The 12,781-nt window shown below is 67.7% G+C and carries 15 protein-coding genes and 1 tRNA gene; 9 read left to right on the top strand and 7 right to left on the bottom strand.

Annotated elements, in window-relative coordinates; genetic code table 11:
* Positions 1-110 precede the first annotated feature (110 nt).
* Complete coding sequence (locus NPJ82_RS04415) at positions 111-1,319, top strand: TIGR04063 family PEP-CTERM/XrtA system glycosyltransferase (RefSeq protein WP_342658470.1); 1,209 nt, start codon at positions 111-113, stop codon at positions 1,317-1,319.
* Positions 1,319-2,065 (top strand): hypothetical protein, encoded by a 747-nt coding sequence (locus NPJ82_RS04420; RefSeq protein WP_342658471.1) that lies wholly within the window; start codon positions 1,319-1,321, stop codon positions 2,063-2,065. The genes NPJ82_RS04415 and NPJ82_RS04420 overlap by 1 nt, the downstream gene beginning before the upstream one ends.
* Before the next feature lie 115 nt (positions 2,066-2,180).
* Here the strand turns inward: NPJ82_RS04420 and NPJ82_RS04425 are convergent, their stop codons facing one another.
* On the bottom strand, positions 2,181-2,711 hold the full coding sequence (locus NPJ82_RS04425) for a superoxide dismutase family protein (protein ID WP_112382195.1): 531 nt from the start codon (positions 2,709-2,711) through the stop codon (positions 2,181-2,183).
* Positions 2,712-2,715: 4 nt separating this feature from the next.
* Positions 2,716-3,315, bottom strand: a complete 600-nt coding sequence (gene thpR / locus NPJ82_RS04430) for an RNA 2',3'-cyclic phosphodiesterase (RefSeq protein WP_267349332.1) — start codon at positions 3,313-3,315, stop codon at positions 2,716-2,718.
* 185 nt (positions 3,316-3,500) lie between these two features.
* On the opposite strand from thpR, the gene NPJ82_RS04435 reads away from it, so the two are divergent.
* The 4 genes from NPJ82_RS04435 (at position 3,501) to NPJ82_RS04450 (ending at position 6,190) form a co-directional block, all read left to right on the top strand.
* Positions 3,501-4,250, top strand: a complete 750-nt coding sequence (locus NPJ82_RS04435) for a Bax inhibitor-1/YccA family protein (protein WP_342658472.1) — start codon at positions 3,501-3,503, stop codon at positions 4,248-4,250.
* Between the two features lie 73 nt (positions 4,251-4,323).
* Positions 4,324-5,103: a transglutaminase family protein gene (locus NPJ82_RS04440; RefSeq protein WP_342658473.1), complete on the top strand. Its 780-nt coding sequence runs from the start codon at positions 4,324-4,326 to the stop codon at positions 5,101-5,103.
* A 74-nt stretch (positions 5,104-5,177) separates the two neighbouring features.
* Positions 5,178-5,438, top strand: coding sequence for a hypothetical protein (locus NPJ82_RS04445; RefSeq protein ID WP_240313443.1), 261 nt, complete (start codon positions 5,178-5,180; stop codon positions 5,436-5,438).
* Between the two features lie 197 nt (positions 5,439-5,635).
* Positions 5,636-6,190 (top strand): hypothetical protein, encoded by a 555-nt coding sequence (locus NPJ82_RS04450; RefSeq protein ID WP_342658956.1) that lies wholly within the window; start codon positions 5,636-5,638, stop codon positions 6,188-6,190.
* Positions 6,191-6,231: 41 nt separating this feature from the next.
* Here the strand turns inward: NPJ82_RS04450 and NPJ82_RS04455 are convergent, their stop codons facing one another.
* From NPJ82_RS04455 to NPJ82_RS04470, 4 genes are all read right to left on the bottom strand, one after another.
* Positions 6,232-6,894, bottom strand: coding sequence for an HAD-IA family hydrolase (locus NPJ82_RS04455; RefSeq protein ID WP_342658474.1), 663 nt, complete (start codon positions 6,892-6,894; stop codon positions 6,232-6,234).
* Between the two features lie 14 nt (positions 6,895-6,908).
* Positions 6,909-7,640, bottom strand: a complete 732-nt coding sequence (locus NPJ82_RS04460) for an extensin family protein (protein ID WP_342658475.1) — start codon at positions 7,638-7,640, stop codon at positions 6,909-6,911.
* The gene (locus NPJ82_RS04465; protein ID WP_342658476.1) at positions 7,640-8,356 is read right to left on the bottom strand and encodes an NUDIX domain-containing protein; all 717 of its coding nucleotides are present in this window, start codon (positions 8,354-8,356) and stop codon (positions 7,640-7,642) included. The genes NPJ82_RS04460 and NPJ82_RS04465 overlap by 1 nt, the downstream gene beginning before the upstream one ends.
* Positions 8,357-8,457: 101 nt before the next feature.
* Positions 8,458-8,533 (bottom strand) — tRNA-Ala (locus tag NPJ82_RS04470).
* Positions 8,534-8,791: 258 nt separating this feature from the next.
* Between NPJ82_RS04470 and NPJ82_RS04475 the strand changes: the two genes are divergently transcribed.
* The 3 genes from NPJ82_RS04475 (at position 8,792) to NPJ82_RS04485 (ending at position 11,732) form a co-directional block, all read left to right on the top strand.
* On the top strand, positions 8,792-10,030 hold the full coding sequence (locus NPJ82_RS04475; protein ID WP_342658477.1) for a DUF2171 domain-containing protein: 1,239 nt from the start codon (positions 8,792-8,794) through the stop codon (positions 10,028-10,030).
* A gap of 147 nt (positions 10,031-10,177) precedes the next feature.
* Positions 10,178-11,167: an NADP-dependent oxidoreductase gene (locus NPJ82_RS04480; RefSeq protein WP_342658478.1), complete on the top strand. Its 990-nt coding sequence runs from the start codon at positions 10,178-10,180 to the stop codon at positions 11,165-11,167.
* Positions 11,168-11,291: 124 nt separating this feature from the next.
* Positions 11,292-11,732 (top strand): hypothetical protein, encoded by a 441-nt coding sequence (locus NPJ82_RS04485; protein WP_342658479.1) that lies wholly within the window; start codon positions 11,292-11,294, stop codon positions 11,730-11,732.
* 73 nt (positions 11,733-11,805) lie between these two features.
* Here the strand turns inward: NPJ82_RS04485 and NPJ82_RS04490 are convergent, their stop codons facing one another.
* Positions 11,806-12,705 carry a neutral zinc metallopeptidase gene (locus NPJ82_RS04490; RefSeq protein ID WP_342658480.1) on the bottom strand — a complete coding sequence of 300 codons (900 nt, stop codon included), beginning with the start codon at positions 12,703-12,705 and terminating at the stop codon, positions 11,806-11,808.
* Positions 12,706-12,781 lie beyond the last annotated feature (76 nt).

The raw sequence follows: 12,781 nt of genomic DNA on the forward strand, positions 1-12,781 counted from the left end.
ATGCCTGTTGCTCCGCCCTCATGACCCGCCCCATACGGTCCTTGTTGCGACATCCCGTAGGCCGGGCGGGATTGACGCGGCGTTAAGGCAGGGACGTTCACAAGACCATCATGCGTATCCTGCACATATTGGACCATGGCCTGCCGCTGCAAAGCGGATACACCTTCCGCACCCGCGCGATCCTGAAGGCCCAGGAAGCGCGCGGGTGGCAGGTCGCGGCGGTGACCGGCCCTCGCCAGGGCACGAGTGCGCAGGCGGTGGAAGCGGTGGACGGCCTGACCTTTCACCGCACAGCAGGGCCGGTGCCGGCGGGATGGCGCGGCGAGATCGGCGGCGTGGCGCGCTATGCCGGCCGGATCGAGGCGGCGGTGGATGCGTTTCGGCCCGACATCCTGCACGCCCATTCGCCAGTGCTGGATGCCCTGGCCGCGCTGGTCGTCGCACGGCGGCGCAAATTGCCGCTGGTGTACGAGATTCGCGCCTTCTGGGAGGATGCGGCGGTCGGCAACGGCACGGGGCGCGAAGGATCGGCGCGGTACCGCGCCACGCGCGCGCTGGAAACATGGGCCTGTCGCCGGGCCGATGCGGTGGCGGTGATCTGCGAAGGGCTGAAGACCGACCTGATCGCACGGGGGATCGACCCGGCCAAGCTGACCGTCTCGCCCAACGGCGTCGACCTCGGCCTGTTTGGCACGCCGTTGCCGCGGGACGCGGCGCTGGCGGCGGAACTGGGACTGGAGGGCGGTGAGGTGATCGGCTTCATCGGCAGCTTTTATGATTATGAAGGGCTGGACGACCTGATCGCGGCGATGCCGCGGCTGGTGGCTGCACGGCCGCTGGCCCGGTTGCTGATGGTCGGCGGCGGGCCGATGGAGGCGGCGCTTCGCGCGCAGGCGGCGGCGTCGCCGGTGGCCGCGGCGATCCGCTTCGTCGGCCGTGTGCCGCATGACCAGGTGGAGCGATATTACAGCCTGGTCGACATATTGGCCTATCCCCGCAAGCGGATGCGGCTGACCGATCTGGTCACCCCGTTGAAGCCGCTGGAGGCGATGGCGCAGCGGCGGCTGGTCGCGGCATCGGACGTGGGGGGACATCGCGAGTTGATTCGCGATGGCGAGACGGGCACGCTGTTCCCGCCCGACGATCCGGCGGCGCTGGCGGATGCGCTGGCGACGCTACTGGACGATCGCGGGCAATGGGACGAACGACGGAACAAGGGGCGCAAGTTCGTGGAAGACGAGCGTAACTGGTCGTCAAATATTGCGCGCTATGCCCCTGTCTATCAGCGGCTGATCGATGCCGCGCCGATGGAACACTGATGGCTGCCACCGCCCCCACCCGATATCTGCCGATCGCCGGTGGCCTGGCCGCCGGGCTGGCGGTGCTGGCGCTGGTCTTCACCTCGCGGGCCGAGGCGCTGGAAAGCTGGGTGCGCCAGACCGGGATTGCGGCACTGGTGCCCGCGGCGAACCCACCGCTGGGATCGACCGCACGGCTGTTGCTGGCGCTGGTTGGCGGCGGGTGTGCGGCGGCGATCGTCTGGTCCGCCCTGTTCCTGTTATGGGGCACGGGCGGGCTGCTTGCGCCGCGCGCGCGCCGCAGCGACGAGGACCTGCCCGAAATCCGCCGGGCCGACGCGCATCCGGATGCACCGCCGCGCCGGCCGCTGAATGCGGCCGAACTGGAGGTGCCGGTCGTGCCCGCGCCGCCGCCCGAGGAACGGACACTGCCCGAAGACCTGGATCAGCCGCTTGCCGCGTTCGATCCGTCCGCGATCCTGGCGGTGCCGCGCGAACCGGTCCGGCCGCTGTCGCCGGCCGGTTCGGTGGGATCGACCATCCGGATCGATCCGCCGGGCGAGGTGGCGACCTTCCCCTCGGCCGAGGAGATCGAGCGCATCGAGACCTTTGCGATGACGCCCATCCGCCGGGTGGAGGAGGATGCTTCGCCGATGCCGATCGCGGCCGAACCGCGGATCGACGACGAGGCCGAGCCGCCGAGCATCGATTCGCTGCTCGACCGGCTGGAGCGCGGCACGCTGCGCCGGGGGCGGTCGATCAATTAACAGGGTGATGACATCGCCTTGATCCGTTCGTGTCGGGTAGCGGCAACTACTCGACACGACCGAACGGGGATGGATCGATCCGATGTCATCCCGCTCCCGCACGGCTTCCCGCGGATCAGGCGGGCTGGAACACGCCACAGGCGATGCGGCCGCCGCTGTTGCCCGATGGATCGGTCTTCAGGTCGTCGGCGGCCGCGTGGACGACCATCGCGGCGCCATCGGCATCGAGCAGCGAGGCGAGTGTCGCACCCGGAACGGTGAGGGCGATCGTGCCGCGGCCGTCGGTGCCGACGATCATGTTGGGCAGGTCGCCCTGATGCGGCCCCTGCGGGTTCATCGTGCCGTGCTTGCGCTCGGTGGGGTTCCAGTGGCCGCCGGCGGTGGTGAAGTCGGGCGCGTCGCAGCGGCCGGTGGTGTGGACATGGGTGCCGTGCGTGCCGGCGGGTATGTTGCTGGCGTCCACCGTGATGCGGATGCCGTCGGCGACTTCGGTCGCGGTGGCGCGGCCGGCATCGGCCCCGGCGGCGGTGCGCAGCATGGCGGTCGCCGAGCGGCCCTCCGGCACGGGCGCGCCCGTCTTCAGATCGTCGTTGCAGGCGGCAAGCGTCAGCAGCAGCGTGGTGGTGGCGATGGAAAGCGTCTTCATCCTGTCACTCCCTGATATCGTTTGTCGGTGATCCATCGTGCGAACCGCTTGAATCCTCGCCCGGTTCCAGCGGCCAGCGGGCGACGGGCTCGTAGTGGGCGGCGTGGGCGGTCAGGTGGCTCTGGTAGAGGATGAGGTGGGGGAGGGGGAAGGGGGCGCTGGACAAGGCGAGGTGGCGGGCCTGCCAGCCGGCGATCTCGGGCGCGGTGCCGGCGGAGCGGGACAGGCGCGCCACCGTGATGTGCGGGCGATAGGCGCGCCGTTCGGGGGGCAGCCCGGCCCGCACACAGGCCTGATCGACCTTGCGATGGAGATGGGCGAGCGCATCGACCGGGTGCAGCCCCGCCCAGAGCGTATCGACGCGGCCGCGATGGTCGAACGCACCGACGCCGGCCAGCGATACCACCGGCACGGGCGCATGGACCTGCGCCAGCGCGGCGGCGATGTCCTCCGCCACCGGCCGCTCCACCTCGCCGATGAAACGCAGGGTGCAGTGAAGCTGCTCGTCCTCCTGCCACCGGGCATGGGGCACGCCGTCCATCACGTCGATCAGCCGGTCGCGAATGGCGGGGGGCGGGCGCAGGGCGACGAACAGGCGGGGCATGTCGCAACTGTAGGCGCGATCCGCATGGTCGTCGATCCGAACCGGCGATCCGGGGCATCAATCGGGCGGGCTGTTACAAAACATGTCTGGGACGCGGGGCGGAACCGGGTGGCTTGAAAAGAGTCGTCGTCAGAGCGATATTTCGAACAACCGGCATATGGCCGGGCAAAGGAGCGAATTTCACCATGGCTAACTGGTCTGATCCACGGCCGAGCGCCGCGCCGTTCGGAACCACCGCCAACAAGACGGGCTCTACCGCGGTCGACGCGGGTCTGCGCTCGTACATGCTGTCCGTTTACAACTACATGTCCTCCGGCGTGCTGCTGACGGGTATCGTCGCGCTGCTGTTCGCGTGGGGCGGTGCATCGAGCCCGGCCGCGCAGGTGTTCATGGGCGGCGGGCTGCTGAAATACGTCATCATGTTCGCGCCGCTGGGCTTCGTGTTGGCGCTGAGCTTCGGCCAGATGCGGATGAAGACCTCGACGATGCAGATGCTGTTCTGGGCATTCGCGATCGTGATGGGCCTGTCGCTGTCGACGATCTTCCTGGTCTACAGCCCGCTGGCGATCGCGCAGGCGTTCTTCGCCACCGCGGCCGGTTTCGCGGCGCTGAGCCTGTATGGCTACACCACCAAGCGTGACCTGTCGGTGTTCGGCACCTTCCTGATCATCGGTGTCGTCGGCCTGCTGGTCGCCAGCATCATCAACATGTTCCTGCAGTCGGGCCCGATGGGCATGGTGATCAGCGCGGTTGGCGTCCTGTTGTTCGCAGGGCTGACCGCCTATGACACGCAGCGGACCAAGGAGATGTATTATCAGGTCCGCGGCACGGACATGCAGGGCCGGGTGGTCATCATGTCGGCGCTGAGCCTGTATCTGGACTTCATCAACATGTTCCTGTTCATCCTGCGCCTGTTCGGTGGCAATCGCGACTGACGCCAGGGAATAACGGAGCGATCAGGGCCCGTCGGGACGACCCCGGCGGGCCCTTTCTTTTTGGGGGTGGGCGATGCGGCTGTCGATCGAAGTGCGGCTCGACTACGGCTTTGCCGAACCGGCGGACGTGCTGTTGCAGGTGGAGGCCGCCGCGATGGCCGATCAGCGTATCGAGCAGGAGTCGCTCATCCTCTGGTCCGATACCGCGATCGCCGCGGTGCCGGGCGAGGACGGGATCGGGCAGCGATGCTGGGCACGCGGCGAGGGGCGGCTGATTGCCGAATATCGCGCGGTGGTGCGGGTGGAGCGGCCGGCGGTGGTGTTGGCGGACTACGGCGCGACCCCGGTCCGCGCGCTGCCCGGTGCCGTGGTCGCCTATCTGATGCCGAGCCGATATTGTCCGTCCGACCGGTTCGAAGGCTTTGTCCGGGCCGAATTCGCCGGGCTGTCTGGCGGAGCGCTGGCGCAGGCGCTGGCCGATTGGGTGCGCGCGTCCCTGCGGTACCAGGCGGGGACGAGCAGCGGGGTGACCACGGCACTGGACACCTTTGCGATGCGCGCCGGCGTGTGCCGGGACTATGCCCATCTGCTGGTGGCGCTGGCACGGGCGGCGTCGATCCCGGCGCGGTGCGTCTCGGCCTATGCGCCCGGTGTCGATCCACCCGACTTCCATGCGGTAGCCGAGCTGTGGCTGGACGGTGCATGGCGCCTGGTCGACCCCACCGGCATGGCGTCGTGCCGGGATATCGCGCGCGTCGCGGTCGGGCGGGATGCGACGGATATCGCCTTCATGACGATCTGGGGCGAGGCGGTGATGTATGGTCAGTCGGTCACCGTGCGCGAACTTTGCTGATCCGTATCAGGAGGAACGGCGGTTGGGCTTGATCGTTCTCCCTGCGACACGAGTATTCACATGGGGAGTGTGCCATGAGCAGCGACGACACCGAATCCAACAGCGGCAGCAACAACGAGGGCCGCAACGAACGGCAGGATGCCGGGCGCGATCGTTCGATCGGCAAGCGGCTGGCGCGCGACCCGGAAAGCCGGGATGCCCGGCTCGACGCCGGGCTGGACGAGTCGATGGATGCCAGCGATCCGCCCTCCTCGACCCAGCCGGTCCACAATCACGGTCCGGCGCCCTCGTCGGGCTATGACGAAGAAGCGGAGCGCCGCCTGAAAGACGGCTGACGCAACGGATTGTTGCCCTTTGGCATCATTACAGACTTCGGGGATTGCGGCGGGCTTCGGTTCGTCGCAATCTTTGTTGCGGCGCAGCGCGTTCCATGATCCTCTGATGATAAGGCCGGTGGTGGCCGTTCAGGATCATGTTAACCATCCTGGTGCATCATCATCCGGTCGATGAGCGAGCGGGCGGGGTGATGCACATGGGATCGAGAATGAGACCGGCGGAAGGCGCGATGACGCTGGCCGAGATGAAGGAATTCGCCGGCTTCGGCGCGGCGACCCAGCGCTATATCCGCCGCTCGCTGGACATCGGGCTGGACCGCGAGGACGCCATGCTCCGCTGGTCGCGCGACGTGGTGGAGGCCGCAAGCATCCGGGCGCAGGCGCGGCTCTACAACGCACTGCCGGAGCTGCGCCGCGGCATTCCGGGTGATAGCGGACTGGAGGCGGCCGAGCCGTTTCTGGCGCCGCTCATCACGCTGGCGGCGTTCGATCTGGGTCAGGGGCGGCTGACCAGCTTTGCGGCATTCCGCTTCCTGTACGAGAGGCTGATCGGGGCCGAGGTACGGCCATGGCTGCCCGCGGCCTTTTGCGCGGCGGCGGCGTTGCCGCATCTCAGTCCCGAGCTGCGGCGCAAGCTGCTCCAGTCGATCAGCGAGGCGGCGGCGACCGCATCGGGCTGGTCGAACCGCCAGCCCGCCTTTTTCCCGCATTGGGTGGAAAAGGTAGATTCGGGGACGTCGCTGGCGAATTGAGGTGGCGGGCCCGGTCGTGGCTCGACCGCGCCTTCCACACCTTACGACTTTTGGTCGAAATGCAGCATCAGCCTGCCATCGGCATCCTGGGTTACCGACAGCGTCCGATAGTCCGTGATGGTGGCATAGGGGGTTGCCATCGGCGCGGCATGGGTGGCGGTGACCGCGATCACGTCGGCACCCGCCGCCTCGGCCGCGGTGATGCCGGCAATGGTATCCTCCCAGACCAGACAATCGGCCGGGTCGACCCCGAGGCGCCGGGCACCGAGGAGGAAGGCGTCCGGAGCGGGCTTGCCGCGCGAGACATCGTCCGCCGTGACGATGTGGGCGGGGAAGGGCAGGCCGGCGGCGGCAAGGCGGGCGCGCGCCAATGCGCGTGGTGCGGAGGTGACCAGCGCCCACCGATCCGGCGGCAACGTCGCCAGCATCGCCGCAGCACCGGGGATCTCCACCACATCGCCGACATCGGCAATCTCGTCCCGGGTCAGCGCCTCCGCCTCCGCCACCGGATCGACGCCGGCCGGTGCCAGGCGCCGGATCGTTTCGATGGCGCGGACGCCGTGCATGATGGAGAGGACGTGTTCGACCGGCAGGTCGTGGCGCTGTGCGAAGCGGGTCCAGGCGCGGATGGCGGAGGGAATGCTGTTCAGGAGGGTGCCGTCCATGTCGAAGAGGAAGGCGGCGTAGCTGCGTGATTGGGGCATAAAAGAGCTTTCAGTCAGCGACATGCCCGCCAGCCGGCGGTGCCGCGATCGGCCTGGTCGAGATGGAGATGATCGGCATGGGCCGCGTTATAGTCGGGTGACAGCGTCGTGGCGAACAGCCGGCAGGCGCCGTCGCGTACCTCGCGCAGAAACGCGGCATTGTCCGCCCCGCCGGTCCAGTCGCGTGCGACGGTGATGCGCCGCCCGTCTGCCAGGCGGAAGCCGGCGATATCGACCGCGTCGGCGGTGGCATGCTCGCTCCAGGTGCCGCTGTCGCGCCCGGAGATGCGGCGGCAGTTGTAGCTGCCGAAATGGTCGATGGCGGTGACGCGACTGCCAAAACGCTTCTGGGCGGCAGGCTGGACCACGGTCCATTCCCAGAGCGACAGGGCTGCGGCGACCGGACAGGCGATGCCGAGCCCGGCGGGACGATAGCCGATACGCTGCGCGCCCGTACCGGTCAGGCGGACGGCATCGTCATAGCCGCATTGCGCGCTGTCCCGTCGCGGGGGCAAAACCGTGTAGCGGACCCCGGCCTTGTCGAGCAGGCGCTGGCATTGCGGAAAATCGCTGCCCAATGCGGTCAGCTTGCGGCCGGTGAACAGCCCGACCGGCGCGCCGAGATCGAGCGGGGTCCAGGGCAGATCCTGCGGGCGACCCCGCATTATTCCCCAGGCGACGAACAGCAGCGCCGCGACGACGGCGCCGATGACCAGTGCGGCGATCGCCCGGCGCAGCGTCCGCATCAGCCGCGGGTCGCCGCAGCGAGGCGTTCCGCGGTGACCGGATAACCGCAATCCTCCGGGATGCAGAGCCAGTCGCCGTCGGCCCGGTGATCGACAAAGGGCGTGATCGTGCGGACGGGATGACGGGCCGCGTCGGCGGCGGCCTCCGTAAAATCGGCGAAGCGGGCAAGGCGCTCCAGCGTGCGGCGGGTGGGGTAGATGAGCATGGCCCGGCCGGCCTCGGCGGCGTCGAGCACGGCCTGTGCCGTCGTCCAGAAGGCCCGCACGGTTTCCCCGCCATCCGGTTCCGGCGCGGGGGCATCGGCGGGCAGGCGGGCGAGATAGAAGCGCGTGTCGAAGATGCGCGCCACTGCATGATCCGGCCGCCAGCGGGCAAAGGGGATCAACGCGGCAAGATCGAGTGTCGCTGCGCTGAGCGACCCGGCAAGTGCGGCCCGGTCGGACACGGCGCCGGGTGCTGCATCCAGGCCGACTGCGATGCCGACTTCCTCGATCGTCTCCCGGATGGCGGCGATGCGTGCGGCGGCGTCGTCGATGGGGAGGCCGTGACCATCGGCACGCGCGTGGTCGGCGGGATCGATGCGGCCGCCGGGGAACACCAGCGCGCCGCCGGCAAAGGCGAGTGCCGCGGCCCGCTCGACCATCAGGATTTCGGATGCCGCGCCAGGGCGGTCGCGCATCAGGATCAGGGTAGCGGCCGGGAGGGCATCAGGCATCGCAGAAGGAGGCATGACAGGGGAACGCGCGAGGTGGCGGATCGGGGGCGCGGGTCCCGTGCCGGGGCGGTTCGGTGCGGACGATGTCGGAAAAGGCGGGGTGGTGGAGCCGAGGGGAATCGAACCCCTGACCTCTGCAGTGCGATTGCAGCGCTCTCCCATCTGAGCTACGGCCCCGCCCCGGTCCGGCCCCGAGGGCTGGAAGTGACGCCCTTAGCGAGGCCGATCGGGCGATGCAACAGCGGTTTCACCCGCCCGGTATTTTCGGCTGCACCGCCGGCGGGCGGCATTGATCCAGATTTAGTCGCGGGAGGCGACCGGCTCGTCCGGGCCGGCGGGAACCATCATTCGCCTCGACCCTTGTTCAACCTGGAATATCCGACCGGGCCGTCACAGCACGGCGGATGCCGTAGGACCGAACATCAGGAGGACACCATGCCGTACGATCGCAATTCGCGGAGCGGTAACCGGGACGACCGCGATTTCGACTATGGTCGCGACTATGGATCGGGTCGTGATTACACCTATTCCAGCGCGCGTGATTATGACGCCGCCGGGTCGTTCGACGACGAGCGCCGCGGCTATGGCACGCGCGATTACGGGCATCAGCGTTACGCCCAGCGTGATCGCGGATACGGGCAGGGCCAGGATTACCGCAGCCAGGACTATCGGAGCCAGGATTACCGGGGTCAGGATAACCGGGGTCAGGATAACCGGGGTCAGGACTATCAGGGCAGTCGATTCGGTGGCGGCGAGCGCGGCTATGGCCGCGGCGGCGAATATGGCGGTTATCGCAATCACGAACGCTACGGCGTGCGCGACGAGGGCTCGCGCGGTGACGGGCATCGTCGCTTCGCCGGCGAGGATTACGGTCCGGCGCGCAGCGACTATCGCGGCGGTGGATACGGCCAGGACTCGCGCTATCGCGAGCAGCAGGATCATCGCGGTGGCGGCCGTTCCTCGCAGGATTACGGGCGTCAGCCGCAGGGCTATGACTATGAAGAGCGCGGTTTCATGGCGCGCGCCGGAGACGAGGTCCGCTCGTGGTTCGGCGACGAGGAGGCCGAGCGTCGGCGCGAGGCCGATTCGCGCTATGACGAGCGTTATTATGCCGAGCGCGACAATGATTATCACAGCTGGCGCTCCGGCCAGATCGCGGCACTCGATCGTGACTATGACGAGTATCGCAGCGAGAACCGCTCCAAGTTCGAGAACGAGTTCGGCACGTGGCGCACCCAGCGCCAGGGGCAGCGAGACCTACTGAACAAGGTGACCGAGCATATGGACGTGGTCGGCTCTGACGGGACGCATGTCGGCACGGTCGACAAGGTCCGTGGCGACCGCATCCTGCTGACCAAGAACGACAGCGATGCGGGTGGTCGTCATCACTCCATCCCGTCGCGCTGGTTGCAGACCGTGGACACCAAGGTGACGCTGGCGAAGACCGCGGACGAGGCCAAGAAGCATTGGCGCGACGAGGAAGACGCACAGGCGCTGTTCGGTGATCGCCCAGATGGGCGGCGCGACCAGACCGGTCAGTCCAACCATATGAGCCAGACGGGTCAGGCCGGGCAGTCGAACCAGACCGGTCAGGCGAAGCAGGCCGGCCAGTCGGGTCAGGCCGGGCAGGACGGTTCGCACGGGCTGAACAAGAGCTTTTCCGGGACCTATTGATCCGGTGAGGTGATCCGGCGGTGCGCCGCCGGAATGTTCAAGGAAAAGGCCCGGGCCGCATGCCCGGGCCTTTTTGATTTGGCCTTTTCGATTTGGCAGGGCGCGCGGCATGATCGCCGCGCAGAAACAAGCAGGAGAGACACCGCGATGGCACAGGCATGGACGCTGACGAACCGGCCCAAGGGATTGCCCAAGGCCAGCGATTTCGCGCTGGTCGAGCAGCAATCGGGTAGCCTGGAAGACGGGCAGGTGCGCGTCGCCAACCGGTGGCTGTCGGTCGACCCCTATATGCGCGGCCGGATGAACGACGTAAAAAGCTATGTCCCGCCGTTCGAGCTAGGGCAGCCGATGCAGGGCCATGCGCTGGGCGAGGTGGTGGAAAGCCGGGCCGATGCCGTGCCGGTCGGGACGATGGTCAGCCACATGGCCGGATGGCGTGACGAGGCGGTGTTGCCTGCCGATCAGGTACAGGCGCTGCCGCCGATCGATGTCGCGCCGCAGGCCTTTCTGGGGCAGCTCGGCATGCCGGGGATGACGGGCTATTTCGGCCTGCTGGCGGTGGCCGAGGCCAAGGCCGGCGACACGGTGTTCGTCTCCGCCGCGGCCGGGGCCGTCGGATCGACGGTGGTGCAACTGGCCAAGGCCAAGGGCATGACCGTGATCGGATCGGCCGGCGGCGCGGAAAAATGCGCATGGGTGCGCGAGATCGGCGCGGACGCGGTGGTCGATTACAAGTCCGGGCGTCCGATCGCCGAGGCGCTGGGCGAAGCCGCGCCCAAGGGGATCGACGTGTATTTCGACAATGTCGGCGGCGACCATCTGGATGCGGCGCTGGCCCATGCCCGTCCGCGCGCGCGCTTCGCGATTTGCGGAATGATCGAGGTGTATAACGAGGCAAAGCCGACCAGCCTCCGGCATCTGGCGCAGATGATCGGCAAGCGCGTGAGAATGCAGGGATTTATCGTCAGCGACTATTTGGATCGCGCCGGTGAATTCTATGCCGACATGGGTGATCTGGTGAAGAATGACGCCTTGCAGCGGCAGGAAACGGTGTTTGAAGGACTTGATGCCACGCCGGAGGCATTTTTAGCCCTGTTTTCCGGGGGTAACACCGGAAAGATGCTTGTGAAGCTGTGACCGGATCTTGGCCGGATAAACTTTAGATGGCCGGGAACCTTTTGATAAGTTGTAAAACAGCGCAGGTTCGCAGTCATCCAAATTGATATACCCGTCCGGAGTAATCGGGTAGGTGGGTTTGATCGTGATTGTCGAGATCGTCGTGGGCGGCACGCTGCTTGCCGGCAGTGGTGCCGCCGTTTCCAACTTCGTCCGCGGCCGGCGCGAAAGGCGCCGCGATGCATGGCGGCGCGAGAAGGCGGCGGAGCATCAGGCGCGTTGGACCGCCGCGGTCGAGAAGGTGACGCCGTTGGAGGCACCGGTGCTCGCCATACCGGCGAATGACGTGGTGGAAAGCGCGCCGCTCCCCCGGATGATCCCGCAGGGCGCGCCGGGCACGCGCGTGACCGATCCTCCCGCGGTGATGCCGAGCCGGGTTTTCTGGTCGATCAACGGCTATCATGCGATGCCGTCAGGGTGGCAGACGCTGGAGGTGGGCCTTTGGCGCCCGAGCGGCACCGACCGGCAGCGGCATTATCCGTTCGATCGGTCGGATCGCCGGCGGCGATCGATCCATCCTTTCTGATCCGGCGGTTGGCTCCGCGGCGTCAGGGGCAGTGATGTCACCGCCCCCGATGCCCAGTTCTGGCCGATCGGTGCTAGCCGATCGCGGCGTCGAAGGTGTTGCACTGCGCCGGATCGCCGGTTTCCAGGCCACGGCGCAGCCAGCGCATCCGCTGTTCTGAGGTGCCATGGGTGAAGCTGTCGGGGACCACGCGACCGCCGGCTTCGCGTTGCAGCGTGTCGTCGCCGATCGCGCGGGCGGCGGTCATGCCTTCCTCGATATCACCGGGTTCCAGGCGGTTGCGGTTGCGGGCGGCCCAGACGCCGGCATAGCAATCGGCCTGTAGCTCAAGGCGGACGGACAGGGCGTTGCCCTCCGCGCGGCCGGCACTGGCCTGGGCCCGGCTGACCTCGGTCGAGGTGCCGAGCAGATGCTGGATGTGATGGCCGAATTCGTGCGCGATCACATAATAGCGCGCGAAATCACCCTGGGCACCGAAGCGGTTGGCGAGTTCGTCGAAGAAGCTGGTGTCGAGATAGATGCCGTTGTCCGACGGGCAGTAGAACGGACCCATGGCGGACTGTGCCGCACCGCAGCCGGACCGGCCGGAGCCGGTGTAGAATTGCAGCATCGGCGCCTCGAACCGCTGGCCCGATTGCGCGAAAATCTGTTCCCAGGTGTTCTGCGCGTTGCTGTAGGCTTGGCACGTCTCCCGCCTGGCCGGGGTGGCGTCGCAGACCTGGCGGACGTCGGTGCCGGTGGAAGGGCCGCGGCTGACCGGTGTGCCGACCTGACCGCCGCCGCCAAGCAGATTAAGCGGGTTCAGCCCGAGAACGGCGAGGATGATCAGCACGACGACGATGCCGCCGCATCCGAAGCGGCTGCCGATCAGCGGCAACAGGCCGAACAGCAGACCGCCGCCACCGCCGCCGAATCCGCCGCCACCCTGCGCCTCACCGACATTGATGTCGTTGTCATAATCGTCGAGCCGCATGGGCGCCCCTCTTCCCTGGCGAAAGTTGCGTTGGCGTGATGAACCCCCGACCGGCCTCGACGGTTGCACGGGGCGA

Origin of the sequence: Sphingomonas sp. NY01, from assembly GCF_038809135.1 — a bacterium.
Taxonomy (GTDB): domain Bacteria; phylum Pseudomonadota; class Alphaproteobacteria; order Sphingomonadales; family Sphingomonadaceae; genus Sphingomonas; species Sphingomonas carotinifaciens.

Bases quoted from the DNA above. Each gene is read 5' to 3' on its own strand.
- NPJ82_RS04415 (WP_342658470.1), top strand. From the start codon at position 111: ATGCGTATCCTGCACATATTGGACCATGGCCTGCCGCTGCAAAGCGGA.
- NPJ82_RS04420 (WP_342658471.1), top strand. From the start codon at position 1,319: ATGGCTGCCACCGCCCCCACCCGATATCTGCCGATCGCCGGTGGCCTG.
- NPJ82_RS04425 (WP_112382195.1), bottom strand. From the start codon at position 2,711: ATGAAGACGCTTTCCATCGCCACCACCACGCTGCTGCTGACGCTTGCC.
- thpR (WP_267349332.1), bottom strand. From the start codon at position 3,315: ATGCCCCGCCTGTTCGTCGCCCTGCGCCCGCCCCCCGCCATTCGCGAC.
- NPJ82_RS04435 (WP_342658472.1), top strand. From the start codon at position 3,501: ATGGCTAACTGGTCTGATCCACGGCCGAGCGCCGCGCCGTTCGGAACC.
- NPJ82_RS04440 (WP_342658473.1), top strand. From the start codon at position 4,324: ATGCGGCTGTCGATCGAAGTGCGGCTCGACTACGGCTTTGCCGAACCG.
- NPJ82_RS04445 (WP_240313443.1), top strand. From the start codon at position 5,178: ATGAGCAGCGACGACACCGAATCCAACAGCGGCAGCAACAACGAGGGC.
- NPJ82_RS04450 (WP_342658956.1), top strand. From the start codon at position 5,636: ATGGGATCGAGAATGAGACCGGCGGAAGGCGCGATGACGCTGGCCGAG.
- NPJ82_RS04455 (WP_342658474.1), bottom strand. From the start codon at position 6,894: ATGCCCCAATCACGCAGCTACGCCGCCTTCCTCTTCGACATGGACGGC.
- NPJ82_RS04460 (WP_342658475.1), bottom strand. From the start codon at position 7,640: ATGCGGACGCTGCGCCGGGCGATCGCCGCACTGGTCATCGGCGCCGTC.
- NPJ82_RS04465 (WP_342658476.1), bottom strand. From the start codon at position 8,356: ATGCCTGATGCCCTCCCGGCCGCTACCCTGATCCTGATGCGCGACCGC.
- NPJ82_RS04475 (WP_342658477.1), top strand. From the start codon at position 8,792: ATGCCGTACGATCGCAATTCGCGGAGCGGTAACCGGGACGACCGCGAT.
- NPJ82_RS04480 (WP_342658478.1), top strand. From the start codon at position 10,178: ATGGCACAGGCATGGACGCTGACGAACCGGCCCAAGGGATTGCCCAAG.
- NPJ82_RS04490 (WP_342658480.1), bottom strand. From the start codon at position 12,705: ATGCGGCTCGACGATTATGACAACGACATCAATGTCGGTGAGGCGCAG.